The sequence below is a fragment of the Microbulbifer maximicatervae (SeqCode) genome (genome assembly GCF_052468295.1).
This window is the reverse complement of the sequence record NZ_CP174340.1, coordinates 1,554,100-1,580,306: the sequence shown is the minus strand read 5'-3', so window position 1 is coordinate 1,580,306 and position 26,207 is coordinate 1,554,100. Positions and strand designations below refer to the sequence as shown.

23 protein-coding genes are annotated in these 26,207 nt (G+C 47.0%); 9 read left to right on the top strand and 14 right to left on the bottom strand.

Features of this window, described 5'->3' with window-relative positions; all coding sequences use genetic code 11:
- Positions 1-93 precede the first annotated feature (93 nt).
- Complete coding sequence (locus tag ACJJIQ_RS07255) at positions 94-954, bottom strand: LysR substrate-binding domain-containing protein (RefSeq protein WP_445364159.1); 861 nt, start codon at positions 952-954, stop codon at positions 94-96.
- 230 nt (positions 955-1,184) lie between these two features.
- On the opposite strand from ACJJIQ_RS07255, the gene ACJJIQ_RS07250 reads away from it, so the two are divergent.
- Both ACJJIQ_RS07250 and ACJJIQ_RS07245 read left to right on the top strand, forming a co-directional pair.
- Complete coding sequence (locus ACJJIQ_RS07250) at positions 1,185-2,360, top strand: thiolase family protein (protein ID WP_444908172.1); 1,176 nt, start codon at positions 1,185-1,187, stop codon at positions 2,358-2,360.
- A gap of 11 nt (positions 2,361-2,371) precedes the next feature.
- The gene (locus tag ACJJIQ_RS07245) at positions 2,372-2,809 is read left to right on the top strand and encodes a cupin domain-containing protein (RefSeq protein ID WP_445364158.1); all 438 of its coding nucleotides are present in this window, start codon (positions 2,372-2,374) and stop codon (positions 2,807-2,809) included.
- A 39-nt stretch (positions 2,810-2,848) separates the two neighbouring features.
- On the opposite strand, the gene ACJJIQ_RS07240 is transcribed toward ACJJIQ_RS07245, so the two are convergent.
- From ACJJIQ_RS07240 to cadR, 3 genes are all read right to left on the bottom strand, one after another.
- On the bottom strand, positions 2,849-3,253 hold the full coding sequence (locus tag ACJJIQ_RS07240; protein WP_444908170.1) for an acyl-CoA thioesterase: 405 nt from the start codon (positions 3,251-3,253) through the stop codon (positions 2,849-2,851).
- Positions 3,254-3,357: 104 nt separating this feature from the next.
- Positions 3,358-4,194 (bottom strand): metallophosphoesterase, encoded by an 837-nt coding sequence (locus tag ACJJIQ_RS07235; protein ID WP_445364157.1) that lies wholly within the window; start codon positions 4,192-4,194, stop codon positions 3,358-3,360.
- Positions 4,195-4,215: 21 nt separating this feature from the next.
- Entirely contained in the window at positions 4,216-4,650 is a 435-nt protein-coding gene (gene cadR, locus ACJJIQ_RS07230; RefSeq protein ID WP_444897465.1) for a Cd(II)/Pb(II)-responsive transcriptional regulator, read from the bottom strand.
- A gap of 77 nt (positions 4,651-4,727) precedes the next feature.
- Between cadR and ACJJIQ_RS07225 the strand changes: the two genes are divergently transcribed.
- Complete coding sequence (locus ACJJIQ_RS07225) at positions 4,728-6,914, top strand: heavy metal translocating P-type ATPase (protein ID WP_445364156.1); 2,187 nt, start codon at positions 4,728-4,730, stop codon at positions 6,912-6,914.
- 174 nt (positions 6,915-7,088) lie between these two features.
- On the opposite strand, the gene ACJJIQ_RS07220 is transcribed toward ACJJIQ_RS07225, so the two are convergent.
- The 3 genes from ACJJIQ_RS07220 to norR are packed head-to-tail and all read right to left on the bottom strand — an operon-like array spanning position 7,089 to position 9,866.
- Positions 7,089-7,946, bottom strand: a complete 858-nt coding sequence (locus ACJJIQ_RS07220) for a hypothetical protein (RefSeq protein WP_445364155.1) — start codon at positions 7,944-7,946, stop codon at positions 7,089-7,091.
- 43 nt (positions 7,947-7,989) lie between these two features.
- A complete protein-coding gene (locus ACJJIQ_RS07215; protein WP_445364154.1) occupies positions 7,990-8,271 on the bottom strand; it encodes a hypothetical protein in 282 nt (93 codons plus the stop codon).
- 23 nt (positions 8,272-8,294) lie between these two features.
- Positions 8,295-9,866 carry a nitric oxide reductase transcriptional regulator NorR gene (gene norR, locus ACJJIQ_RS07210; RefSeq protein WP_445364153.1) on the bottom strand — a complete coding sequence of 524 codons (1,572 nt, stop codon included), beginning with the start codon at positions 9,864-9,866 and terminating at the stop codon, positions 8,295-8,297.
- A gap of 171 nt (positions 9,867-10,037) precedes the next feature.
- Between norR and ACJJIQ_RS07205 the strand changes: the two genes are divergently transcribed.
- The 4 genes from ACJJIQ_RS07205 (at position 10,038) to ACJJIQ_RS07190 (ending at position 14,579) form a co-directional block, all read left to right on the top strand.
- A complete protein-coding gene (locus ACJJIQ_RS07205) occupies positions 10,038-10,289 on the top strand; it encodes a hypothetical protein (RefSeq protein WP_444894013.1) in 252 nt (83 codons plus the stop codon).
- Positions 10,290-10,745: 456 nt separating this feature from the next.
- Positions 10,746-12,011 (top strand): glycosyltransferase family 2 protein, encoded by a 1,266-nt coding sequence (locus ACJJIQ_RS07200; RefSeq protein WP_445364152.1) that lies wholly within the window; start codon positions 10,746-10,748, stop codon positions 12,009-12,011.
- A gap of 5 nt (positions 12,012-12,016) precedes the next feature.
- Positions 12,017-13,042: an HlyD family secretion protein gene (locus tag ACJJIQ_RS07195; RefSeq protein WP_444957827.1), complete on the top strand. Its 1,026-nt coding sequence runs from the start codon at positions 12,017-12,019 to the stop codon at positions 13,040-13,042.
- A 304-nt stretch (positions 13,043-13,346) separates the two neighbouring features.
- Entirely contained in the window at positions 13,347-14,579 is a 1,233-nt protein-coding gene (locus ACJJIQ_RS07190) for a TackOD1 domain-containing metal-binding protein (RefSeq protein ID WP_445364151.1), read from the top strand.
- 52 nt (positions 14,580-14,631) lie between these two features.
- Here ACJJIQ_RS07190 and ACJJIQ_RS07185 read toward each other — a convergent pair whose 3' ends face one another.
- Positions 14,632-16,272: an acetolactate synthase large subunit gene (locus tag ACJJIQ_RS07185; protein WP_444913937.1), complete on the bottom strand. Its 1,641-nt coding sequence runs from the start codon at positions 16,270-16,272 to the stop codon at positions 14,632-14,634.
- A 304-nt stretch (positions 16,273-16,576) separates the two neighbouring features.
- Here ACJJIQ_RS07185 and ACJJIQ_RS07180 point away from each other — a divergent pair, with 304 nt between their 5' ends.
- Positions 16,577-18,466: a potassium transporter Kup gene (locus ACJJIQ_RS07180; protein ID WP_445364150.1), complete on the top strand. Its 1,890-nt coding sequence runs from the start codon at positions 16,577-16,579 to the stop codon at positions 18,464-18,466.
- 195 nt (positions 18,467-18,661) lie between these two features.
- Here the strand turns inward: ACJJIQ_RS07180 and ACJJIQ_RS07175 are convergent, their stop codons facing one another.
- From ACJJIQ_RS07175 to ACJJIQ_RS07160, 4 genes are all read right to left on the bottom strand, one after another.
- On the bottom strand, positions 18,662-19,489 hold the full coding sequence (locus tag ACJJIQ_RS07175) for a DUF2059 domain-containing protein (RefSeq protein WP_445364149.1): 828 nt from the start codon (positions 19,487-19,489) through the stop codon (positions 18,662-18,664).
- Positions 19,490-19,797: 308 nt separating this feature from the next.
- Positions 19,798-20,823, bottom strand: coding sequence for an IS630 family transposase (locus ACJJIQ_RS07170; RefSeq protein WP_445362554.1), 1,026 nt, complete (start codon positions 20,821-20,823; stop codon positions 19,798-19,800).
- Between the two features lie 27 nt (positions 20,824-20,850).
- Complete coding sequence (locus tag ACJJIQ_RS07165) at positions 20,851-21,474, bottom strand: penicillin-binding transpeptidase domain-containing protein (RefSeq protein ID WP_445364148.1); 624 nt, start codon at positions 21,472-21,474, stop codon at positions 20,851-20,853.
- A gap of 290 nt (positions 21,475-21,764) precedes the next feature.
- Positions 21,765-22,667 carry a prohibitin family protein gene (locus ACJJIQ_RS07160; protein ID WP_445364147.1) on the bottom strand — a complete coding sequence of 301 codons (903 nt, stop codon included), beginning with the start codon at positions 22,665-22,667 and terminating at the stop codon, positions 21,765-21,767.
- A gap of 601 nt (positions 22,668-23,268) precedes the next feature.
- On the opposite strand from ACJJIQ_RS07160, the gene biuH reads away from it, so the two are divergent.
- Positions 23,269-23,991: a biuret amidohydrolase gene (gene biuH / locus ACJJIQ_RS07155; protein WP_445364146.1), complete on the top strand. Its 723-nt coding sequence runs from the start codon at positions 23,269-23,271 to the stop codon at positions 23,989-23,991.
- A 68-nt stretch (positions 23,992-24,059) separates the two neighbouring features.
- On the opposite strand, the gene ACJJIQ_RS07150 is transcribed toward biuH, so the two are convergent.
- A complete protein-coding gene (locus tag ACJJIQ_RS07150; RefSeq protein ID WP_445364145.1) occupies positions 24,060-24,581 on the bottom strand; it encodes a DUF4166 domain-containing protein in 522 nt (173 codons plus the stop codon).
- A 114-nt stretch (positions 24,582-24,695) separates the two neighbouring features.
- On the bottom strand, positions 24,696-26,000 hold the full coding sequence (locus tag ACJJIQ_RS07145) for a S8/S53 family peptidase (RefSeq protein WP_445364144.1): 1,305 nt from the start codon (positions 25,998-26,000) through the stop codon (positions 24,696-24,698).
- Positions 26,001-26,207 lie beyond the last annotated feature (207 nt).

Below are 26,207 nucleotides of genomic sequence, written 5' to 3'. Positions count from 1 at the left end.
AGATAATCCTAGGGAAGTGACAACACTGCGACAAATGGGTTTTTCCTTAGGCTCAGGCAAGAAAATCTTGTCTGGGAAAATAAAGCTAGGTGATTAACCTTCTAGGGAATGGACAACTTCTATAAACCAGCGAACAAATCCTTCAATAATTTCGTTACCCTCCAATGACTTGCTAAAGGCAAGATACAAAGGAGCCAGCTCACTGAATTTTTCAGGGTAGAGTAGTTCAAGCTCTCCAGATCTGACTTTAGGCGTTAGTGCGGGAAAGTATCCCATTGCGACTCCCAACCCTTGCTCGGCCATCTCGAGTACGGGTTGTAAGCCATCACAAGTCAGCGTCTCATTGAATTCAACTGATAAGCCCCAATCTGCCGACCATCTTTGCCAACCCAGCTTATCTGTAGACAATTGGATCTGATTTGCTCGATCGTTCTTCAAGTAACCCGGCGCGCAAACCGGTGAAATTCGCACCCTTGAGATCTCCCGGTAACACAAATCATCATTCGACTCCTTGTCATAACGTATAGCAACCTGCAGCTCGCCAGGGTCTATGCTAGCGCGGGCGATTTGAGACTCGATACTAATACACACTGTGGGGTATAGCGCTTTAAAGGATTTGATATTTGGGACGAGTACTGTATTGGTCAGAAATGGAATACTGTGGATGGTAAGTGTTTTACTTTGATCCCGCGCAAGTAAATCCAAAGTTGCCCGTCGAATCACTTCCAGTGCCTTGGCAATTTTCAGATGGTATTCCCTACCAACACCCGTAAGTTCAATAGTTCGATTGAAACGAATAAATAGCTTGGCTTGCAACTCCGCCTCCAGCGTTCGTATCTGGTGCCCAACAGCGGAGGGTGTTACATGAAGCTCTTGTGCAGCGTCCTTGAAGCTTAGGTGCCGAGCGGCCGCATCAAAGGTTACCAGCAAGTTAGTCGAGGGAAGTTTCCGCATGAAGAATACTGTGATGCCATACTATTATTTTGTGAATGGCAGATTATCATGGGTACTACAGGCTCCCTCAACGTGTTAGCTGCCAAAATTGAGGAGAATCTAGCCCAAAACAACCCCTCCCGTTGGAGCGGTTACGCTTGAAAGCAGCTCCAAACTCACCTCCCTCCTGCAAGCCCCTCTATCTGATCTAATGTAAACACATCCCCTCCCCGATCGTGTGAGCTACACCCATGAGAGATGTCGCCGTTGTTGCCTATTGCCGAACTGCCATTGCCAAAGCCAGGCGGGGTGCGCTGAATGAAACTCACGGTATTTCTATGGCTGCCCATGTCCTGAGGGAGGTGGTTTATAAGGCGGGTTTAACGCCACAGGAAGTGGAAGACGTTGTGTTGGGGTGCGGCTTACCCGAGGGGGCTACTGGGCACAATGTCGCGCGCAACGCGGCACTATTTGCCGGCTTTGGGTCTCAAGTGCCGGGTTTTACTATAAATCGCTACTGCGGCTCTGGCCTCAATGCGGCTTCTATTGTGGCCAACCGTATTGCCGCAGGCGAAATGCAAATTGGGGTGGCCGGTGGCGTCGAGAGTATCAGCCTGGTGCAGTTCAACTTGAACCTGAACCATTTTGTCTATGAGCCCTTACAAAAGAAAGTGCCGGCAGTTTGGTGGACCATGATCCAAACGGCCGACTATGTCGCCGATCAATACAACATCAGTCGCGAAGATCAGGATCGCTATGTGGTTGAATCACAAAAGCGTGTTGCCGAAGCTCAAAAGGCCGGAAAGTTTGCCGAGGAAATCACGCCGTTTGATACGGTAATGGCAGTGAAAGATAAGGAGAGTGGCGAAACCAATCGCCTGAAAGTCACCTTGTCAGAAGATGAAGGCCCCCGCCCCGGCACAACCATGGAAGCCCTGTCTGCGCTGGAACCGGTGAACACAGGAGGGACGATAACTCCCGGTAATGCGTCCCAGTTATCCGATGGGGCCGCAGCGGTCGTCATGATGGATGCTGAACTGGCAGCGCAGAGAAACCTGCCTATTCTGGGGCTGTTTCGCGGTATGCAGCTGGGAGCGGTAGCGCCAAAAGAGATGAGTATTGCGGTAGCGCCAGCGGTCAGTCGCCTTATGAAGCGCCACCAACTCACCCAGGATATGATTGACCTTTGGGAGCTACATGAGGCTTTTGCCGTAACCACCCTATACAACCAAGCTGAACTCAAAACCCCTTGGGACATTACCAATGTTAATGGCGGTGCTATTGCGCTCGGCCACCCCTACGGTATGTCGGGCATCCGCTATCTGGGTTCAACCCTATTAGAACTGGGCCGGCGCGACGCCCATCGGGCAATTATTGGTGTCTGCACTGCCGGCGGTATGGCGACGGCTGCTTACTTAGAGCGATAAGGAATCAGCCCATGAACACCTGGAAGCCTATGGCTGCCCTAGTATTATTGCTACTGCTCCCCTTGGTGGGTTATCTACAGGAAAATATGCAGGGGGTAAAATTTGACACACTGGTAGAATCGACCAAGGATTGGGCCGGAAATACCCTGCCCCAATATCCAAAAGGACAGCCAGAGCTCTCTGTGGTGCGTGTGACAATCGAGCCCGGCGCACGGCTACCAGTGCACAAACACCCCGTACCTAATAGCGTCTATGTTGCCGAAGGCACTTTAAAAGTTACCCTCGTTGACCAGGATAAAAGCCTAACTTTGGATGAGGGGAAAGCCTACGTTGAAGTCACCGATATGTGGCATTTTGGGCGCAATGAAGGCGACAAGCCGGCGACACTTATCATTTTTTACGCTGGTGCTAAGGGAATTCCGACAACGGTCTTTCAAAAAGATAATTAGGAAGCATCCTACTCTAATAACTTGCCAATGAATTGGCAGCTAACTGACGCGCAGCAGGGCCTCTCTAAGATAGCCAGGTAATGGGGTCTTCTCCTTTTCAGGGGATGACAGAGTGACATAGGTAATATTAGCGGTGAACGCTAGTATCCCATTATCCAAAAAGCCTTTCGTTTGAAACGTAAAAGAGTGATTACCAATATCCGCAACAGAAACATGGATACTTAATTCTTGATCCCAGGTTACAGGGGATAGAAATTCCAGATTAAAAGCTCTTACAGGTGTAAGAAAACCCAGTTGTTTCATTCTGGCGATAGCAGGCCCTTCAAGCAGAACAGCCATTGCATCATGGGTTGCCTCAAGTGCAAACGATGAGAACCTTGGGGTGTATACGATTCCCTCGGGATCACAATCCCCGAACAGTACTTTTCGTTTGACTGTTATCATCGTATCAACCCGTTATTTCTTATCTGGGCTGGAATTATATGTGAAGGTCCCCGCTCCATTCCTACCAAACCACCTACCCAAATCCATCATTGAGAGATCAAACCTCAAGGACCAAATATGGATAATACAGTTACTTCTGGTGGCACCAGGAAACGTACTGGCAAAATACTGGTCCCTACCCCAGGGCTTACATAGAGGTGTTTATCACCTTCAACAATATGCCCAATAGCAAAACGCTGCCCGTAACTTGAAGGTACTATGGGCCGCCCAATAAACGGCAAGTAGACCTGGCCCCCGTGAGTATGCCCGGCGATAGTTAATGACAGCTCCGCAGGCAGTTCGGGGAAAATATCCGGATTATGAGTGAAGGCCAATATCGTCTCACCTTCATCTATCCCCTGCATTGCTTTTTTAACATCGTGAGGCCCCTCCCAAAAATCACTGATTCCCACTAGTCGTAATTTACATTCGCTACTAACCAGACTTACTGACTTATCCTCAAGCACTGAAATTCCCTGGTTTTCAAGGGATTGCTCAACCCGCGCTGCATCAAGCCACCAATCATGATTTCCCAATACGGCAAACACCCCCATCGGGGCCTTGAGTTCTTTAAGGATTCCCGCTGCATCCTCCGGCGGAACGAATTTACCTCCAACAACCCCCTGAATAACAAAGTCACCGGGTAGGAGAATAAGGTCGGGTTGGCTTTTATTAACAGCCTCAACCAGGTTTTGTAAGCTCTTCCGCCCCTTGTAAGGGGAACCTACATGCAGGTCAGCAAGTATCGCGACCCTTAGCCCGTTACATTCCTTTGGCCAGGCATCTACGACAATATCATCTTCATTAATTCGGAAACTTGCTGGCTCAACGATAAATGCCCATACGGCCAACAACAAACCAATACAAAATAATACGATAAAAGTTATACGCCACTTACTCAAAACAAGGCCCAAAATTTACGACTAACACTCATTATTATTTGCCGGATGGCCATGACAGCTACAATCTGTCAGCTCCCGCATAATGTCACAGGCATTAATTGCCTGGCCACCCTCACATCGATTGCGTAAATCTACCAAGCTTTTTCGCAACTGCTTGAGCGATTCCAGTTGTTTTTCGACTCTTTGAATTTGATCATCAACCACGCTATCAATATCAGTGCAGCTTTGCGATGGAGCCTCTTTTAATCTCAACAGGTTGCGAATATCCTCGAGGGGGATATCCAGAGAACGACAGTGGCGAATAAAACGCAGTTGTTCCAGGTGAGACTCTGAGTAGAGCCGGAAATTACCCTCTGAGCGAGCGGGCTCTGGCAGTAGCCCTGCCTGCTCGTAGTAACGAACCGTTTCCACTTTGCAGCCCACCCTCCTGGCTGCTTCACCAATCTTGTAAGCCATGCCACTCCCTCTTGACTCTATAGTTACTAGAGGGATTGTAATACTGGCTCACTGACTGATCTATCCGAGAGTGAATAATGGTCAAGCGCGATTCCAGCTGTGGCTGCAGCGGGGCAACCCAAGCCGCAACCATGACACCGATTCAAAACAGCAATAACAACAGCGACAAAGGTGACCTGTCCCTGTTCTCCATCAGCAAGATGGACTGCCCCACTGAAGAGGGGCTAATACGTGCCAAGCTCTCCGGTATGCAGGGCATTTACCAGCTGGACTTTAATCTGGTGCAGCGAATCCTGCAGGTGCGCCACGCGCCAGGTATGGAGAGCAAGATCCTCAATACCTTGACCCCCCTTGACCTGGACGCACGCCTGGCCACAGAAGATGACATCGATTCCGCGCCACCTACCACCCATGCAAACTGGTGGTTATTGGGCGCTGCCGGTTTGGCGGCGATTGCCTCCGAGGTCGTATTCTGGTTACAGGGGGGAAACAATTGGCTGGTAATGATACTGGCCTTGGCCGCTATCGCTGGCGGCGGACTCACGACCTACAAAAAGGGCTGGATCGCGCTCAGCAATCGCAACCTGAATATGAACGCGCTGATGTCCATCGCGGTCACCGGCGCCCTGCTTATCGGTCACTGGCCCGAAGCGGCAATGGTGATGGTGTTATTCACCCTGGCAGAATTAATTGAAGCCAAATCCCTGGATCGTGCCCGCAATGCGATTCGGGAGTTAATGGACCTGGCCCCGGAAACCGCCACTGTACAGGGGCCAGATGGCGAGTGGGTTTCCATGTCAGCCAAGACTGTTCCGGTTGGCACAACCATCCGGGTGCGCCCCGGCGAACGTATCGCTCTAGATGGGGAGGTAATACGCGGCAATTCAGCTGTAAACCAGGCCCCAATTACCGGGGAGAGCCTTCCGGTAGACAAAGGCCCTGGAGATGAACTTTTCGCCGGCAGTATCAACGAATCCGGGGCACTCGAATACCAATCTACGGCTGCTGCCAACGATAACCTGCTCGCCCGAATTATTCATGCGGTGGAAGCCGCACAAGGTAGTCGCGCTCCAACCCAGCGCTTTGTCGACCAATTCGCCCACTGGTATACGCCCCTGGTATTTGCAGTGGCACTGGCTACTGCGGTAATACCGCCGCTGCTTTTTGCCGGCAGCTGGATGGAATGGATCTATCGCGCACTCGTGTTACTGGTAATCGCCTGCCCCTGCGCACTGGTGATTGCAACTCCTGTCACCATCGTAAGTGGCTTGGCATCAGCCACCCGCCACGGAACCCTTGTCAAAGGCGGGGCCTACCTTGAGCAGGGGCGCCACCTTCGCTGGTTAGCATTGGATAAAACTGGAACCATCACCCATGGCCTGCCAACCGTCACGGATTTTAAAGTGATAGCGCCAATGCCCGCGGAAGAGGTACAAACCCTGGCGGCGAGCCTAGCCGAACGTTCCGATCATCCGGTATCCAGGGCCGTACTAGAGTTTGCTCAGATTCCCCACGAACGTCTACAAGAAGTAGATTCTTTTGAAGCCCTGGCCGGGCGCGGCGTCAGGGGCAGAATTCAGGGGGATCAGTGCTACCTGGGTAACCACCGCCTTATTGAAGAATTGGGTATTTGCTCCGCCGATCTGGAGCGCCAATTGGGAGCCCTTGAGGAAGAAGGGAAAACTGTTGTGATGCTGACCCGGGAAAACTCCGTACTGGCGATATTTGCTGTCGCCGATACCGTGAAGGAATCGAGCCAACACGCCATTGAGAGCCTTCACAAGCTGGGCGTGAAAACACTGATGCTTTCCGGGGACAACCAGCACACTGCAGATGCGATTGCTAAACAAGTCGGCATCGATCGGGCTGAAGGCAACCTATTGCCGGAAGACAAGCTCAGAGAGGTGGAGACTCTATCTGGAAAAGGCCAGGTTGGCATGGTTGGCGATGGCATTAACGATGCCCCCGCCTTGGCCCGTGCTGATATAGGGTTTGCGATGGGAGCAACGGGAACCGACACAGCGATAGAAACCGCTGACGTGGCCCTGATGGACGACAATCTGGGCAAGATCGCCACCTTTATCCAACTATCTCGTTCAACGGCCCATATTCTTTGGCAGAACATTATCTTGGCGCTGGGCATTAAAGCGGTCTTTCTGGTGCTTGCTTTTGCCGGAGAAGCAACCATGTGGATGGCTGTTTTTGCCGATATGGGTACCAGTTTGTTAGTCGTCTTTAATGGGCTCCGAGTGATGAGAAAATAATCAATCCTACTCAAGTTAGTCAGTGCTGGAGAGCGGCACCTCTAAGTTATTCTTAGCATCGATCACAGCACTGATTAATTCCGCCGGCTGATCAACTCCAATATAAATCCGTCTTACCTGCCCAACTTGCCTGTTTAGTTCGATAAGAATATTTGGATTACCGGAAAAGTTAAATCATTTTACAGCTTTCGACCTTGGAGCGTAACCAGAGCTTTGGGTAATAGAATGGATATCACTTAGACAAATATTCTTCTGATTAAAGAGGCCAAACCTTACTATGAGGTAGTCATTATTAAGAGATATTGGTCTACGCCCCATTGACCTATATTCAGCAACCAAAAATAGAAGCCCAAACAGAGTTAAAAAGCTGATAATATTTGCTGCCATTGGCGACCAAATAAAGTGTAAAAGGAGGTGTACTATTGGCAGTTCGAATAAAATAATAAAAATGAATCCTAGAGCAGTAGTTTTTGCTCCAGCCTTCAAATGATAACTAAAATGCTTACTCCCATGATATTGGCTTGGGTCAATGCGATGACCAAGGAACGTGAACATCCAAACACGGGCCTCGAACTCCAATATTTGTGCTAACACTCCCCCACCGGTATATTTCTCCACTGACGAGCGTATTGCGATATCAAGATCATCATGGTTGATAGTTGCCGCCCTAATTGCCGAACACATTGTAGCTATAGCCGTCATTTCAACTATAACCAAGCCTGCCAATAGCAAGTATCTCCCCATCTCCAGGTATGGCCAAAGGACTTTACTTTGATTAGGGATAATGTAACTTCCAACCAATACTACCAGGCTCCCAAAGACCAGTATTTTTAGCAGTGCGTTCCGCTTATTTTCGGAATAAATTAAATACAGAATAGGTAAAATAATAAGGCCATCTATCAGTAGCAACCACTCGTAATTAGCGCGACCGTAATCATTTAGGGGGCCGTTAGAGCTATAGTATAAGCCCCAAAAAATGGAGATACAGATTAGAAATAGAAGTGGAAAAATCTTTTTTAGCGCCGCGTTCATTGCTTACCCTATCGAAAGAAGTGCAACGAGCAAAATCACAAACCTAAAGCTGTGACCTCAACCAATCTTTGAATTTGATAATACCGCGTGCAACCAAAAAAGGAACCAAAAACTGGCCACTCATCTGCAGCGCAAACTTTGGCCAGAAGTCTATTTCTTCAGAGAAAAATGACAGTACAAGATTGCCTGGAAATAAAACTGTACCGAAATATGGCCAACCCCCACCAATTATTTTCCAGTTATACGCAAATGCCAGTAAGCCGATAGTCAGGGAAATTACCCCTACAACCAGTGAAAGCCGTAATCCTTTATCGCTAATCAACATTGCAACTCCTTGCTTCATATAGATTACTTACCTCGAACAACCTCTTTCTTGATGTAAACACCCAACCTTTTAGCGAGACGCACCAAGTTCCCTCGGTCTACGGATAGTAATTTGGCCGCTTTACTCCAGTTCCCATCGGTCTCAGCCAGGGCACTCCCAATGAGTTCACGCTGATAGTTTTCCGTTTCCACCCTTAAATCAATAGCCTCAGACAGCGACTCTACCGGTTTCTGCGGAGGCTTCTGAATAACCAGGTCATCGGGAATTTCAATTTGTGCTGCAGTAATGGCAACAATAGCTTCTGGAGAGCTACCTTTGCGGGCCCTAAGGGCTGCGCGGCTGATAATATGTTCCAGCTCGCGAACATTACCCGGCCAAGCGTATCGCTGTAGCTTGTTGGTGGCCTCTGTACTGAGACGCAACTGACGAAAACCCAGCTTCCTGCGGGAGCGCTCCAAGAAGTAGTCTGCCAACAGCAGAACATCATTACCCCTCCGGCATAGCGGTGGGACTTCAAGGGGATATACAGAGAGGCGGTGGTAGAGATCAGCTCGGAAAGTACCGTTTTCAATCCCTTTGCGTAAATCCCTATTAGTCGCCGCTACAATGCGAACATCTACATGCTGCACCGTATCTTTGCCTACCGGCTGAATCTCACCACTTTGCAATACACGCAACAGTTTGCTCTGCACCACAAGCGGTAACTCGCCAACCTCATCCAGGAAAATAGTGCAGCCGTTCGCCAGTAAAAATTTGCCGGGCCTCTCGCGATCTGCGCCAGTGAAGGCCCCTTTTGAATGACCAAAAAGTTCAGCTTCCGCCAGGGTTTCAGTCAGGGAAGCGCAGTTCAGATAGACTAAGGGCTTCTCCTTGCGAGTCGACAACCTGTGGACGGTACGGGCCACCAGTTCTTTCCCCACCCCCGTTTCACCGAGAATCAGCACGTTGTAATCCGACCCAGCCACCAGCTCTATCTCACTGCGCAGGGACTGCATTTCCGCGCTCTCACCAATTAATTCACCTCCATCTCGCTCCAGAGCCTGCTGGGTTAGGTCTTTCACCAATTGCTCGGCATGCTCAGCGGAGTGTGACAGGGCCTTTAGCTCTAAAGCTGTGCGTAAAGTGGCCGCAGACAGCGCGGCTATCAGTTCAAGGGTTCGATCACTGATTCGGGCATAGGCATCCGCAGACATGCTATCCACTGTTACCAGACCAATCAGGTGGTTATCTGAATAGAGAGGCAAACCCATACAGGAGTGCACGGGAAGATCTCCCTCCCTATCCAAAAGCAAACCATCAAAGGGATCTGGTAGCTGACAGTCAGATGGGAAGCGGACTGGGTGTTCCGAAGCGCAGATTTGCGCAAGCCGTGGATGCTCATCAATCAGGAATCGCCGCCCCAGAGTCCTTCGGGCAAGCCCCTGAACTGCGAGAGGGGTGAGTGTAGCGCCATTGAGCCCAAGCAAGGCAACAGCATCGCACTTGATCGCTTTGCGGATAGTAGAGAGCAGACGCTCAAAACGATCGCTGTTGTTAAGGCTATTAGCCAGGTCCAGAGCCACTTCGAGCAGTAAGGTTGCGTTGGTATCTACCATAGCCAAATCAGTCCAAAAGACCTTTAAGAGTCATTATGACACAGCAACCATAAAGGTCAACTTGACACACAAACACCAAGAACAAACCATAACTCATTGTTTTTATTGGCATTTATATTTGGCATAGCAGTTGCTAAAGATAGATTGACGCCGTTTGAACCTGAGGCCGATATGCTGAATACGGAAAACCCCTTACTGCGTGAGCGTTTCAAGCTTCTGCTAAAAGCCGGTAACTTTACGCTGCTTCTGTCAGTTCCCCTGCTTATTCTGACGATTGTTATTTGCTACCCCCTGTCTCACCTGTTTTCAATTCCCGCTCAGGTCGCAGGACATATCTTTATGGTCATTAGTGCGACGTTTCTAAAACTGGGCTACATAGGTCGTGTGGTTGCTCAATACAATCTGGACCTTGAGGTTCGATAAAGGCTGAACCGCCGCCTCCGAATTCCCCCCTTCCTATTAGCAGCGAATAAATCAACCCAGAGCCTCTGCTGGCTCTGGGGCTCTGGGGCTCTGCATTGCCCGACACCTCAAACCACCGTGGACTATACTGACAGTCTCAGAGATAGCATTTCCTTCTAGGGAGACTTATGGCTGCCCCTCTGGTTGAGCCAAGGTCTCTTTTACAGGCTCTATAGCATAAAGGGCCAAAGTCAGGGGGTATCAAAATTGGGCTTAGCCTATACAAGCAGTGAGCTGATAGCCCTTACCAGTGAATGGAAGCCAAGCGTAAGACCAACCTTCCATGCTCGCCCCCTAGTCCACCCAAGCGAAGTGCCGCAAGACACTCACTGTTCTCCAAATAAGATCACTACCACATCACAGATAGGTAACAGCAATAGCCGGGGCCTGTATTCGCCTATTCAGGAGCAGACCTAAATGTGGGAAATGATCGATGATGGAATTACTTTCTTTGCCACTCAGAGCTACGCCACCCTCTTTACGATGTTTTGGATCGTGGTGGTATTGGAATTCCCTAGATATTTAATGTCGTTTTTTACCTCGGTATTCTTTTTCGCCACAAAACCAGAGTACGAGGAGGACATTGAATCCTTGGGCAGACTCACTGCAGTCATCGCCGGTCACAACGAAGAAAACTCTATTGAAAAGTGCGGCGAACGCTTACAGGAACAAAGCTATATCCCCTATGAAGTCATCGCAATCAGCGATGGCTCCACAGATAAAACCCGAGACGATATTCACTACCTGCAAAACAAGGGCCGCTTGGATGGCGCTCATGCAACAGAACTGCGTGGAGGCAAGGCCTCAGCCCTCAACTTAGGACAGAGATTTTCAACTGGCGACTTTATCGCATCAATTGATTGCGATTGCACCTTCGATCGCCACGCTATGAAATACGTGATGCAAGGCTTTGCAGATCCCAGGGTTGGCGTGGTTTCTGGTAATGTAATTGTCCGAAACTCCACAGAAAATATACTCAGCTCATTCCAGGCCATTGAATATGTAATCAGTATTTGCTTGGGGCGACACTCTCTAGCGATGCTCGACCAAATGTGTTGTGCCTCCGGTGCCTTCAGTGCTTTTAGGGTATCCGCAATGAATCAAATTGGCGGCTTTGATGCCGGCGGAGGAGAAGACTTAGATATCACCTTTCGTTTGCGGGATTACGGTTGGAAAGTGGAATTTGCACCTGAGGCGATTTGTTATACCGATGTTCCCACCAGCATAACCGTTCTAATGCGCCAGCGCTTTAGGTGGGAACGGGATGCTATTCGTCTTCGCTACCGCAAGTACCTGCATTTTATTAATCCGTTCCGCCAAGGAATGCAGCTAAAAGAATTTTTTCACCAATATGAATTCCTGGTTTTCAATGTTATTGCCGCAATAGCTTTACCAGTCTATTTAGTCTGGCTATTTGTACGCTATGGCGACAATGCCTGGTTTATTTTAGCGGGAGCCCAGGTTGTATTAATTGCACTCGATACAATTACCTTTGCTTTAGCTTCTTACGCAACCCCAAAAGTCAAGTCACTTCCCCTTTGGCCCTATATTCCTGCCTATAGCATCTTTTATGTAAACTTTATGCGAGTCGTAAGACTGTATGCTTATGTTCAGGAGTGGATCTTTAGAACATCCTATAAAGATTCTTTCGCCCCTTTAAAAGTACACCGTGTTCGTGAGTAGCTTGAATGAAGGCTCTGCGAAAACGACTACGCCCTGATAGTTTCGAAAGTGAACAGCGAAAAACCCGGGGTTCTGCAAGCCGTCGAATATATTTAGCCATGTTAATCCTATTTGGTATTGGCGTTATTCGCTATATATGGGGTGACTGGTTTTTACTGCGAAGCGATGGGTTAGTACTACGCGATCAAAGCGTTATTGAAATGGGCTACTTGGTAAAAGTGGTAGAGGTTGCCGTAGATGAAGGGCAAGCTGTTCGAGAGGGCGAGCTACTCTTAAGGATTGAATCAATGGAGCTACTGGAGCGAATCGCCGATCTCTCCACCCGCCAAGCTAACCTAATACAGATTTCTGCTGAATTCACTTTATTGGCAGAGACTGCAAAAAAACTACTCACTCCCGCCAAGGAGCGTAAAGTACAAATTGGCCGAATCGTAGATAGAATCAATAAACTTGCAAATAGAGGAGTAGTCAGCGAAGTCGGTTACCAAGATGTATTGAAAGATAACTTCGAGGCCAGTGAGACCCTGGTAAAATTACAAGTTGAAAGCGCCACCCTGGAAGGAAAACGTAGATCTGTTGATGAGGCAATTTATCGCTCCGAACAAGCGCTGAGAAAACTGGAGGAGCATTACAATAACGGTATTATTCAAAGCCCCACTTCTGGTCTAGTTGGGGCTTCAGTCCCCCATGTCGGCAATGTCTATGATGCTGGGGAGCCCCTTATGTCTATCTACACCGGGGAAGCCTATGTCCTAGCCTATCTACCCAATCAATATCAATTCGTGATCAAGCCTGGAATGGAGGTATTGGTTACTGGTGGACGCTTTAAAGACAAAGGGGTACTTGTAGAAATGATCCCCCTCTCAGCCGCACTACCCCAGGAGTTCCAAAATACATTCAAGCCCACATCGCGTAATCAGTTAGCGAAAATAGTCTTACTTGACCCATCAAAATTTCCGGTGAACGAGAAAGTTACCATAACCCTAAAGATTGACTGGATTGATGTCATTATTGATAAATTTATTAATTAACTTCCCCAGATGACGACTACCTTCTATGTCATACAATTATTCCTAATTCCTGCCAGGGACGTAGGGCACCTATCCCTGCCTATTGCCAATTTTTCACCTATCTTTTCTTAAATACTCAACAATCTATTCAGTTAAAGGGACGCCATATACACTACAGGCTACACAGTTACGTATAACTGGCATGAAATAAGCTAAAACACTCAGTTAATCTTTCAAACGCCAGCTGTTATATAGGTGTGGAGGAATCAGCATCTCCTTTTTAAGTGACGAATATAGCTTTTTTCGCTGGCCCGGCGACTCTAAGGTGACATCGCATACTGGTGAATCCAAAGACGCTATTTTAATTGAGGAGCCAGCATCAATAGATGACCTGACGCATATATGGCATATGCGTGGTGGCTTGTATCTACTCCCGGTTATTGATCTCACTGGAACAGTCGGCGAGAAGGCAGATCTGGATTGCTCAAAGCTTAGTGCGCAGGATATGCCCGTTGTGAGCCAGGTTATTGACGACTTTCACTATCGGCGCGCGCAAGTCCACCTGGATTTCCACACCACTCAGAAAGATAGCGACAAAATACTAGCGCGATTATTTGTATCTGGCGTAAGTCTCTCGCCGCACTATAGCCCCAACTCCAAAGCGACTGTTGATTTTAATATTATCCTCGATAGCCCAACTGTTGTGACGGAATGTGAAAAACTGATCGAATCAGGATTTCTACAGGGCAAGTTTTTCGATCGACGCCATATCTGTAACGGCTGTGGAGGTTCCCAGTTTAATGTCCGTGAAGAGTGCGCGGTATGCAGATCCTCTAACCTTACCGAAGACTTCTATCTGCACCATTTCAGCTGCGCCTACCTGGGACGCGAAGCTGACTTCAGGGAAGGTGAAGACCTGATTTGCCCCAAATGTCGAAAGGAGCTTTTACACTTCGGCAGTGACTACGACAAACCCGGCACACTACTTATTTGCAATGCTTGCGGCCATGCCAGCTCAGAAGTGGAAATAGGGTTTTTGTGTCTCAACTGCCAGATGGATACCGATAGCGAGTCAATCCGTACCGGTGATATTCATAGTTACGACCTCACTGAAAGAGCCAGCAGTTACCTTAGGGCAGGATACGCATTTCTCGATTTCACTGACCACAATCCCATGTTTGCCGACCTGCCCTTCACCCTGATCGTAGAACTCAACCAGGCGGCAAGAGCATGGAAAGAGAACAAAACAAATTTTTGCTTGGTGAATATCAACTATGAACATGCTCATGAACTCGAAGTCGAGCATGGGCCCCGACAAACAATGCAGAGCCGCCGCCAATTTATAGAGAACCTTCATGGAGTTTTATGTAGAGCTTACGAAGGTATACGGAAAGAGGACTTTATTACCGGGAAATATGAAGATTATATGGTTCTACATGGAATAGCTAAGGAGGACATACTTGAAGATCGCAGAGAAATGATCAAGATTGCCATGTCCTCCATAAGGCTGGATATTGGCCCCTACTTTAAAGTACTCGGGCCCGAGGAGCTTGTTTAAAAGAAAGCCGAACACCTCCCTGTTACAACTACCTTACCCGAGCCGGCTACCCCTACAACTTACTCGACAACTCGCGAATTTCATGATTCAGGATACGGTCGTTGTGGCTGTAATCCACGGGCACATCCACGAGATGGACCCCACCCGCCCTACAGCATTTTTCTATCATCGGCTTAAACTCATCTGTGGCCGTTATTCTGTGGCCATGAGCACCATAGGATTTTGCATAATCGACAAAATCAGGATTACCAAAATCCAGACCAAAGTTATCAAACTCCATCATGGCCTGCTTCCACTTGATCATTCCGTAGGCATCATCGCGCAAAATAAGCACGATAAGGTCAAGTTTTAAACGAACCGCCGTTTCAATCTCCTGGGAGTTCATCATAAAGCCCCCATCCCCACAAATTGCGACCACACGGCGGTCTGGACACACCAACTTGGCAGCCATTGCCGAAGGCAAGCCCGCCCCCATCGTTGCCAGTGCGTTATCGAGCAGCACGGTATTCGGGGCTAAAGCAGGATAGTTCCGCGCGAACCATATTTTGAACATGCCATTATCAAGCGCAATAATGCCCTTCTCCGGCATCACTTCGCGGAGATCCTTTACCAGTCGTTGCGGACGAATTGGGAAAGTGGTGGTATTTGAGCCCTCCTGGATATGCTTTTGAAGCGCGGCTCGGATACGGTGCGCATCGGTAAAGCTCCAGTGACCCTGGGGTTCCAAGTGCTGGTCCAGCTGCCACAAGCTGTTGGCAATATCGCCAACCACCTCTATCTGTGGGAAGTAGACCGGATCCACCTGCGCTGAATTGAAGTTGATATGTACAACTTCCGGGCCACCGGGACGCATAAAGAAAGGCGGCTTTTCTACAACATCGTGGCCCACATTGATAATCAGGTCGGCCTGCTCAATGGCCCGGTGAACAAAATCCCCGTCGGATAGCGCGGTATTGCCAATAAAGTGCGGTCCCGATTCATCAATTACTCCCTTACCCATCTGAGTTGTCACCACCGGAATACCCAGCTTGTCGACAAACTTGCGCAACATTTTAGCGGTTAATTTACGGTTTGCGCCTGCTCCCACCAACAGCAGAGGTTTACGGGATGCCTCAATCGCTTCTGCAGCTTTGCGCACTGCCTTCTCTTCGGCAATTGGCCTACGGTTATAGCTGGGCTCCAAGACCGGCATGGTGGAGTGTTCACGGGCAATATCTTCAGGAAATTCCAAGTGGGTTGCCCCCGGCCGCTCCTCTTCAGATTGCCGAAAGGCTTCACGGACATGAGCTGGCACATAGTCGCCCCCCACGATTGTCTTGGTGAATTTGGTCAGGGGGCGCATCATGTCAACAATATCAATAATCTGAAACTGCCCTTGCTTGGAACTTTTGATAGGTTTTTGACCGGTGACCATCACCATCGGCATTCCACCGAGCTGGGCATAAGCTGCGGCAGTCACCAGATTCGTGGCCCCCGGACCTAAAGTAGACATACAGACACCTGGCTTGCCCGTAAGCCGACCATAGGTGGCAGCCATAAAACCGGCACCCTGTTCATGGCGCGTGACAATTAGTTTTATCTTTGAGCCCCGCAAAGACTCCAGCATATCCAGGTTTTCCTCACCAGGAATCGCGAAGATATACTCAACGCCCTCTTTCTCCAGGGCACGAATAAAAAGGTCCGATGCTTTCATTGGGGAGGCTCCTGTAGTCCCGCCTTACTAACAATAAGATCCCCGCCAAAAGAGCTGTTTTTATAACTGCCTGTCACGATTGCTCAATTACGCGGATACCTCTCTTACATCTCACTTTATCGGCTTGTAAGTTTGCACCCTGCACAGTAGCTCACATGGTGCCTTAGCAATGTATTGCTAAGATCAGTCTCAGGGAAAATTAATTTCTTGCGCGCTGATACCCACCATCCAAGTGATGACAGCAAACTCCCTGATAAGTATTAAATCACTGCCTTTGTATGACACTGGATGATAAGAGTTGCAAATGGAATCTCGCTCAGAAGGCGCAAGAAAACACTGGGTTCTCTCACTTGCCGCTCTCGGGGTTGTATTTGGTGATATTGGCACTAGCCCACTCTACGCCTTTAAACTGATTTTCCACCCCCGGTTTGGAATTCCCCATAACACAGAGACCATTATTGGTGGAGTCTCTGCTGTCTTCTGGGCACTTACCCTCATTGTCACTATTAAGTACGTCATATTGGTAATGCGCCTGGACAACCGGGGAGAAGGCGGGATCATGGCGCTGATGACGCTGGCTCTGGAAGCGACAAAAGGGCGAGAATTATTAAGAAAGTTCATTATAGGCGGCGGGATCTGTGGCGCGGCACTATTTTTTGGTGATGCCGTTATCACACCAGCCATCTCCGTTCTCTCCGCAGTCGAAGGACTGGAGATAGTCAACAAAACTCTAAAACCGTTTATCCTGCCAATTTCTATCGGCATACTCTTTGGATTGTTTTTTGTACAGCGCTTCGGCACCGAAACCGTGGGGAAACTGTTCGGCCCGATTACCGCCATCTGGTTCTTAGTTTTACTACTCGCGGGCCTTTACTGGGTGCTCCAGAACCCTGTAATCCTCCATTCCGTCAATCCCCTACATGCTTTGAGCTTCCTCACTAACCATGGCATGGCTTCATTCTGGATATTAGGTGCAGTATTACTGGTGTTTACCGGAGGAGAGGCTCTATATACCGACATGGGGCATTTTGGACGTATGCCTATAAGAATTGCCTGGATAGGTTTGGTGTTCCCCGCCCTCGTGTTGAACTATATGGGACAGGGCGCTCTACTTATTAGTGACACCTCTGCGGTAGACAACCCCTTTTACCGGATGTACCCGGACTGGTCGCTCTACCCAATGATTATTCTTGCAACTGTAGCAACCTGCATCGCTTCCCAGGCCTGTATCTCGGGGACCTTCTCCCTGACAAAACAAGGAATCCAACTTGGCTTGATGCCCCGTTTTGCCATCCGGCACACGTCATCAGCACTCGCGGGACAAGTCTATATGCCCGGGGTCAATTACCTATTAATGACAGCGGTAATACTGGTGGCAATTCTCTTTGGAAGCTCAGTCCACCTGGCTAGTGCTTATGGTGTGTCAGTGAGTGGCGCAATGTTGATTACCTCCTGCATTGCAGCAATCGTGTATCGCCACTACCTCAAATACAATCTGATAATTTGCCTGGCTGTCGGCTCATTCTTTGCTTTTATTGATTTTGCCTTTGTTACTTCAAACCTGGCAAAGATTGGCCACGGGGGGTGGTTCTCTATAAGTTTAGCCGCCTTTATTGCGATGCTGATGATTACTTGGAGAGATGGAAAAAAAGCAATAAATTGTTACTTGCAGGGTAAGAATTATAAATTGGAACCCTATTTAAACTCACTTTTTGATAATCCCCCATTACGAGTACCTGGAACTGCAATATTTGTGGGAACCAATCAACTCTTTGTACCTCATGCCCTGATATATAATTTGAAACATAACAGTGTCCTTCACGAAAAGAACCTTTTCCTAACCGTTACGTCGGCCAACACCCCAAAAGTACTCCCAAAGAACCGAGCAATCATTAGCAAGATAAGAGAGGGATGTTTCAGGCTAATCTTACGCTATGGATATATGGAACGCCCAGATGTCGAAGGAGCCATAAATAAACTCAACAAAATGCACCTTTTGGATATAGATCCAAGTAAGTCTTCTTTCTTTACCTGCCGATACAATATATTTCCTGTTAAAGGCGGCTATAGCAAGATGGCAAATTGGAGAGAACGAATCTTTGCCGCCATGGTAAGGAATTCAAGCAGTACTATAGACTATTACCGTATTCCAGCTAATCGGACTGTCGAAGTACAAGAGAATATAATGATATGAAATGACAAGCTATTTTATCAAATAACTGACGAGCCTATGAGACTCACCTTAGGGCATAGAATGGAAAGGTAAATATGTGATGGTCATACCGCCTGCTTCCTTTACAGCTAATATGGATGCAGGCGGTAGGCCGAGCCCCCCCTAAATACTCTAATTAAGAAGTATAAAGATATTCAGGAGCTCCCTATCCCATAATCAGTTCGCTTCGTTTTTAAGTATAGAAGCCATATCACCGGACCATCGGCCGATTACTTGTGTTAAAGCTTTATTAAGCCCTGCCATTGAAGAGGAATTGAATTTTTTAGCTTCTGGCTGGCTCAAGAACTCCTCATATTTCGCTAAGCTTGCATCGTCGAAGCCTTGATAAGTTTGCACGAAAGAGAGAGTAACAAATTGCTCAACATTTTGACGCATCTGGGGCTTCATTGCCTCCATTTGTGCCTTATAAGCATCTAGATTGATCTCTTGGCCGGGAGCCATCACTGCCATCACTGCGGAATAGACAGCTATACCCGTAGAGGCCTGCATCTCCATCGCCATATCGGTAGCACCAACAAGCTGATCAATACGAGTTGCCATTTCAACGCGCTTTGTGTCAGCCATCAACTGCTGTGCATTAGCCATCAAATTCCGGAATGCCTCTTCAGAGCTTCCTTCCTCTTCAGCCTTAGTAATTTTCTTACCGATATCTGATTCATACCAAGCCAATAAGACCTCAACATCTTTATCGGTCAAAGAAGTACTCAGTGACGAGCGCACTTCATCCATAATGATGGACGGCAAAATTGTATTATCTGCACTTTCAAGAATCTTTTGCAGTTTATCCTGAGGAATTGGTGCACCCTGCTGTACGCCTTCCGCAAATCCAGATTTTACTAGCTCAGGAAACCCCTCAACCTGATTGGTGAAACCCGATACAAGCAGAAGCTTATCCAAATTGGCTACTTTATCGGAAGCCAGGCATAATGAGCAAAAGGTGCTGATGAATAAAGCAAATATAACTTTTACAGCTTGAGTTCCCATAGGAAGCCCCATATGAAAGTGAATTTGGTCGCCATTATGCCGATTGACTCACAACAATCAATCAAAAAGCCCTAACCATTACAAAACAGACGTACCACAGCTTCGCTATAGAGAGCCTAAATAATCCCCAACTCAGATAGTTTTTTTCTGGCAATTTCAATTCTTTTCTTTTGTACTTCCCGAAAACTACTGCCATCTATGTTAATCGCAAAATAATGAATATTGTTATTGGACTCTACAATTCCAATATACCAACCTAAAGCCTTATTCTTAGCTAATGGCCCTCCTCCTGTTTTTGCATATACTACCTAGGCAGCAGCAAAGAATACAGTCGACTCTTGAAAAAATGATTTCACAAGTTTTCTATTTTTCTTGATGCTCTGCAAATCTGCATTTGCACGACTCAGTAGTGTCTCACCTTTTTTCAGCGGCCTCTTTGAAGTCCCTATATTTCTCATATGATTCCAGACCAACTCATCTGGATTTAGGTTTGGTGCATATGGCGGTAAGAACACCATTTCAAGCTTTCCATCCTGTGAATCGACATACTCCAATACCTTTTTCGATTTGTGTACTGGGTGCCCATCAACAATGAGAATCACTGGTCTTTTCTGACTTCTCTGGAAATTTTTGAAGCATTCTACGCACTTTTCTGCCGTGAACTTTCCACTATAAATATGATACCAGAAGCCACCTCTATTCGATAAAGCTGAGATCGCATTGATTGACTGTCTTTGACCACTCGTTTTTACCACTGGAGTTTTTCCTTTTTCTCCCCATGTCCTTTGGAGTGGATCGTCTGATCTGATACTAGCCTCGTCCAGCCAAAATATTTCTGCACCAGTTTTTTTCGCATAAGATTTAATCTTTGGATAGACTTCCTTTACCCATTTATTCACCGCCTTCTCATCTCTCTCGTAAGCTCTTCGTAGAGGCTTTTGTGGCGTCAGGCCCAGTCGATGTAGAAGTGTGCCGACACTAGAAACGCTAAGTTCAATTTTGAATCTCTCAAAAATCAAATCCGATACGATCTGACGTGTCCACAATCCGAAATCAAAGCCATATTGCCTTGGATCGCCACCAATAATCCATCGTTTGACTTCCTCTTCTTCAATAGCTGACAGTTTTCTACCGCGTCCAGGTCTAATTTTTGGAGATAGCGCTTCAATACCTTTCTCCCGAGCAGTCCTTAACCATGGGAAAATAGTTCTGCTCCCCAGCCCTAAGCTACGACTAACCTCCGCCGCAGATTCTCCATCAAATACTCGCTGAACAGCAATTTTACGTATGAGGTGCTGCTCCTCAGTACTAAGTTTTCTGGCATCGTATTTCATGCAGTTTATATTACCAGGGTGTACTGATTATTTCTGCCCCGCTAGTAACTTATAGGCATCGGTCTCCTCTACCAGCATCACTTCTTTAAATTTATCTATAGCTGACTGCGATACAGGTAATTGACCAGTAAATAAACGCTCCAGGAAGTCTACCTGCTCCAACGCTGATATTTTGATACTCTCATTGAGCCAGAAGGTATCAATACCAGACGAAGCATTCCGATTACCATAATTAAAACCTGCCAAATACTGATTCATTCTCTTAGCGCCAATCTCCGTTGCTAATTGCTGATAGATCGGAACCGCTGAATTTTGAAATGCTTCGCGAATCGTCAAAGGCCTTTCTAACCAGATTGTAGGCCACCACTCTTTAGCCGGGTATTTGTCATGATTATAGGTTAGCTCTTGTAACAGGTTCTCAACTAAACCCAAGTCAAGTGCAATAAGGGTATTGGGAACCTTAAAAGTAGAGAATGGTGTGAACTGCTTGGCTGCCCTCTCCCTATTAATTACTGTATATTCTGAGGTCCGACTATTCTTGAGCACAAAAGTACATAACTTGCTACATGAGCCCCCACCTTCTGCGATCACCGAGTTGCTGGCACCAAAAACCAATATTGCAGCAGTGATAAACCATATAAAGTGTTTCAACCGGAATCTCCTTGATTTAGAGTGCGTGATACCCGAGGAACATCAATAAATTTAATCAGGATATAGCGGGTAATAAGCACACCGAAAAGTACCTTTCGGATATTGTGAGGAGTTACCTAGCAAGTCAAGTAACTACGAGACTAACAGACAGGCCTCATTAAGTAATGACTGTACCATCATTTAGAATTTAGGAAATACTGCCAACTGAACAAACTAGGCTTGGCGTTTCCTATTGATAAACGCCAAACCTTTTGTGTAAAAAGCGAGCAAAAATCTAGCTTTGGGCCATCTTAATTTCTGCGGTCTGAGTTATTCCCCATATCCCACAGAATTGGCTGATCGCCACCCATAATCGTTGAAGGCATTTGACCATTCCATTGCTGCGCGCGGATATATTCAACCAAGGTATGGTTTCTGGCAATCGCATCAGCTTTTGCTTTAATCGCTGCGGCTTCCGCTTCCCCTTTCTCCAGAATCGCAAAAGCTTCCGCCTCGGCTTCTACACGAATCTTATGGGCTTCACCATCTGCTTTAGCTTTGGTGGCATCACGGCGCGCATTAGCAGTATTCACCTCACGTTGCGCTTCCAGCTTTTGACGTTCCAGTTTGTGCTTTTCGGCAGCCGCCAGGTTCAACTCTGTCTGCTTGGTTTCAATAGATTGGATGTACTTGGGAGGCAAGTTGATGCTCTCAATCTGTACATCTCCCAATTCCATAGGTAACCCCTTGGTTTCCTCCTCCAAAAGTTCCTCAATCCGTCGAATTGCTGCATTCCGGTTCTGGATAATCTGCTCTGCCTTGAATTCAGCCAAACCAGCTTTACTGGCGCTTCTCAGCCTGGGATCGAGAATCCGCTGTTCAAATTGTTCCAAACCGCCATATTGCTTATACAAATCAATGGCTGCACTGCGAGTTACCGTCCAGTTCACTGCAGTCACTGCTTTCAACGGCATTTGTTCTGCAGTGGCGGCATTCATCGTCTCAACATTTTTCCGGGTTCTCACTTCAATTTCGACCACATTATCCATAAATGGGACTTTTGTATGAATTCCGGGATCAACCTGTGAGATTGCCTTGCCAAATCGCTTTACGATTCCTACGTGACCCTCATCAACTGTGAAAACGGTCCCCATGGTGATAGGGATAATCAGTAATGCAACACCAGCGAAAATTCCCTTCTTAAGATTTTCCACAAACTTTCCTTTAACTACTTACATCCAAAAACGGTTCTTAACTTCAAAGATGAATACATAAGCGGATATTCTTTAATCCCTATATTTCTAAACCAGAAGGGAGTACCAAATAAGCCCCACTAAAATTCACTCAAAATGACCCGCAGGATAATATAGATAATTTTTCAATAAAAAAAGTGTGACGTTTCACTTCCACATATCAGTGGAACGAACTCTTTGAACCGAAATATAGAAGTAAGCTTCAACTATCCAACCGTGATCTTGTTTGTAGATATTTAGCGCAAAATAAAATCGCACTCGAAAATTCATATGCTAGATATACGAATAAAGGCGGCCTTTTAAATTTGATCAAATAGTTGAATAGAAACGAATACACAAAATATATGTCGCAATGTTTTTGGCCTTTCATGAACAAAAGATATAGGAGAAATACGCCTAAACCCACTACCAGATGAGAATTCATTACTCATGCGGGTTCGGTCATACCTCACCTAAGCAAGAATTGTGCGCCCAATAAAGTCTTACCAATCAATCAAGCTCTCAATCAACGCTATTATCCATTGGCAATCACTTTCTCTATCAATAAGTAGAGGCCTTGACAATGAGCACTTCAGATTCATCGGACAAAAATGGCCCTGTCGAGGCCAACCCATACAAGTGGCCATATAATGGGGATCTCAGGCCAGAAAACACCGCTCTCGTGGTTATTGACATGCAGGTGGACTTTTGCAGCCCCGGCGGCTATGTCGACAAGATGGGATATGATCTGGAGGCAATGCGCAAGCCCATCGAACCCATCCAGCAAGTATTGAATGCGATGCGGGCAGAAAACTATCACATTATGTACACCCGGGAGGGGCATCGCCCCGACCTTTCTGACCTCCCTGCAAACAAACGCTGGCGCTCGCGACAAATTGCTGCGGGTATCGGCGACCCGGGACCATGTGGACGTATTTTAGTCAGAGGGGAACCTGGTTGGGACGTGATCCCTGAACTAGCGCCCAAAGCTGGTGAGGTCATTATTGATAAGCCAGGCAAAGGTACCTTCTTTTCTACAGACTTCGGGCTCATACTCAAGCTTAAAGGGATCGATAACTTGATTCTCGTGGGAGTTACAACCGACGTATGCGTACACACCACCATGAGGGAAGCAAATGATCGAGGATTCGAGTGCCTGCTTCTATCAGACTGCACTGGGGCTACCGACATCGGCAATCATGAGTCAGCTCTCAAGATGGTTACTATGCAGGGAGGTGTCTTTGGCGCTTATACAGATAGTCAGAAACTCCTGAAGGGACTAGCGGAAGCCTCTAATACTAGGTAAGTAAATCATGTATTGTTGTTGGGGAAGAGCTTGTTACTGAGATCGCTCTTCCCTAATGGAATTTTAAATCAAGCGGGCTCCGTAATTTTCAGATCGCCAGCATATGATAAAATGAACCCCACTAAAAACATGTGTACACTGACACTGAACTGATACTGCCCTTCACTCTCTGTTTCATAAGCCTTGACTTTGGGCCAAAGAAATTTTGGCAAAGGTATACCTAATAGCTTCGTTTTCGAAAACTGATATTCAAGTGCTCCGTTGACATTATGAGCGGTAAACTGCATTTCCAAAGGGCCGAGCCTTTCCACCAGGTAATTTTTTTCTGAATAAAATGATGAACTCATCTTGAACCCATCGAAATCTCTCACCCAATCCATCCGATCGGAAAAGTGTCCACAATCAACAACTAACTGCGAACTTGAACTCGCCTTCGGGAATCTAAATATTGAACAAATAGTATTCGCAATAACTCCACCTCGTTTGACGACAACAGAACCCTCATACCTCTTCACCCCAGTGTGTGCAAATTGCAACAGTGGAGATAATTCATTGAATGAGGACCCCATATGAGCAGAAAGTATGTTCAATATTCACTCCTATTCACTTCCTTTACCCGCAGTACCATCTATACAGGTAACTGGCAGGCTGCAAATATTCAACCTGCCAGCGCACTCTCATTCAACTCGATGACTAAATCAAGCTTATTTGCTATTCGCTCTCAGAATAGCGCTCATAGCCCGGTGGGCGTCAACGAACCCAAGCCCGGTGTTGTGATCACCTAACCAACTGCGGCGAGCATTATCTTTCAATGATTTGCTCACTATTTGAGCAGCTTCTACCCTGCTAAGGCCATAATAGTCTGCCATTTCAAGGAGCAATAGGCTGACAGCCGCTAGTTGAGGCGCGGCAAAAGAGCTACCAGACTCAAAGTTTTGACTGGAAGCTGAATATACTGCATCGCCGGCAATAGCAAAGCTCTGCCTAATAGCCAAGGGGTTGTAACCCGGAACCGTCGCCGTAAGTGAGATCTCATTTGAGAATGGCTGGAGGTTGATTGCAAAAAACAAATTCTCAGCACCGGCCTGCCCTTCGTTCTGAGCAAGGAATGCCCTGATTAAATCCAGGTCATAGGTAAAGAAGCTGCCGAGTGGTGGTAGCTCCAAGCGCTCTCTCACATCGGTGTTGTTATGCTCAAGATCTGTACCTGTATTCCCCAGTGACTTGGTAAAAATCTTACTTTGTAAAATAGCGGAAAGATGCTCTGCAAACTCTGGGTCGAGTTGGTCATTGGTGATATGAAATGCACGGCTCATATTGATCACACTAATGTCATCTCGATACCGCATATAGGCCATTGCATCATTATAAGTTTTGCTCTCGGCACTAACGGGTACAATAGTCGCCTTCGGAGCAATACCCAAAATGATATCAATTACGGTGTTACCATGAAGGAAAGTGATGGGATCACCAAAGGCAACTTCCGCTTCAATATTGGGATACTGTTCGCGCTGCTCTTGTAAGCGTGTCGGATCAAACAAATCAAAGACAGCAATTACCATACCCTCGCCATCAAAGCGTTTAGTCAAAATTTGCTGTTTCAGTTTATAACCGGGTACATGGGGAAGCAGTAACTCATTAATTGCCAACCTGAAGAGATTCAGGTCAGCAATAGCCGCATCAAATTCTGACCTATACTGATTCTGGTAATCTTCTGGCTGAAACGTGTACAGAAGCTCGGCTAATACAATAAATTCTGTGATTGACTGACCCCACTTGTGCATCAGCAGCTCATCAACCATATAGTGGGATTTTGCCATTCCCGAATATTGATCAAAATCAGCTGCCAGATACTCTTCAATAATTGGAGTTACCGGCTCTTCCCAAGGCCAGGGGGTTAATTCTTTCACAATCTCTAAGGAATCTCTGGCCTGCTCAATATCCGGGGTTGAAGCAAATATATTGAGGCTACCCAGCAACATTAAGATTGTTAGTATTATCCTATTCAAAACTATTTCCTTGTCATGAAAAATTATTAGATAGTGTTTGTAGGCTGCTACAAGCCACGGGAAAAAAAAGTCCCAGTGACAGGAAAAGCTCGCAGCCTGGAAATAGGATCACGAATGGTGTGGAAAGGCAACAAAGCAAATATATATAGAAATTACAAAACTAATATCGCCCATAAAATAAAAGATATTCGGTTACCTCTGACATCA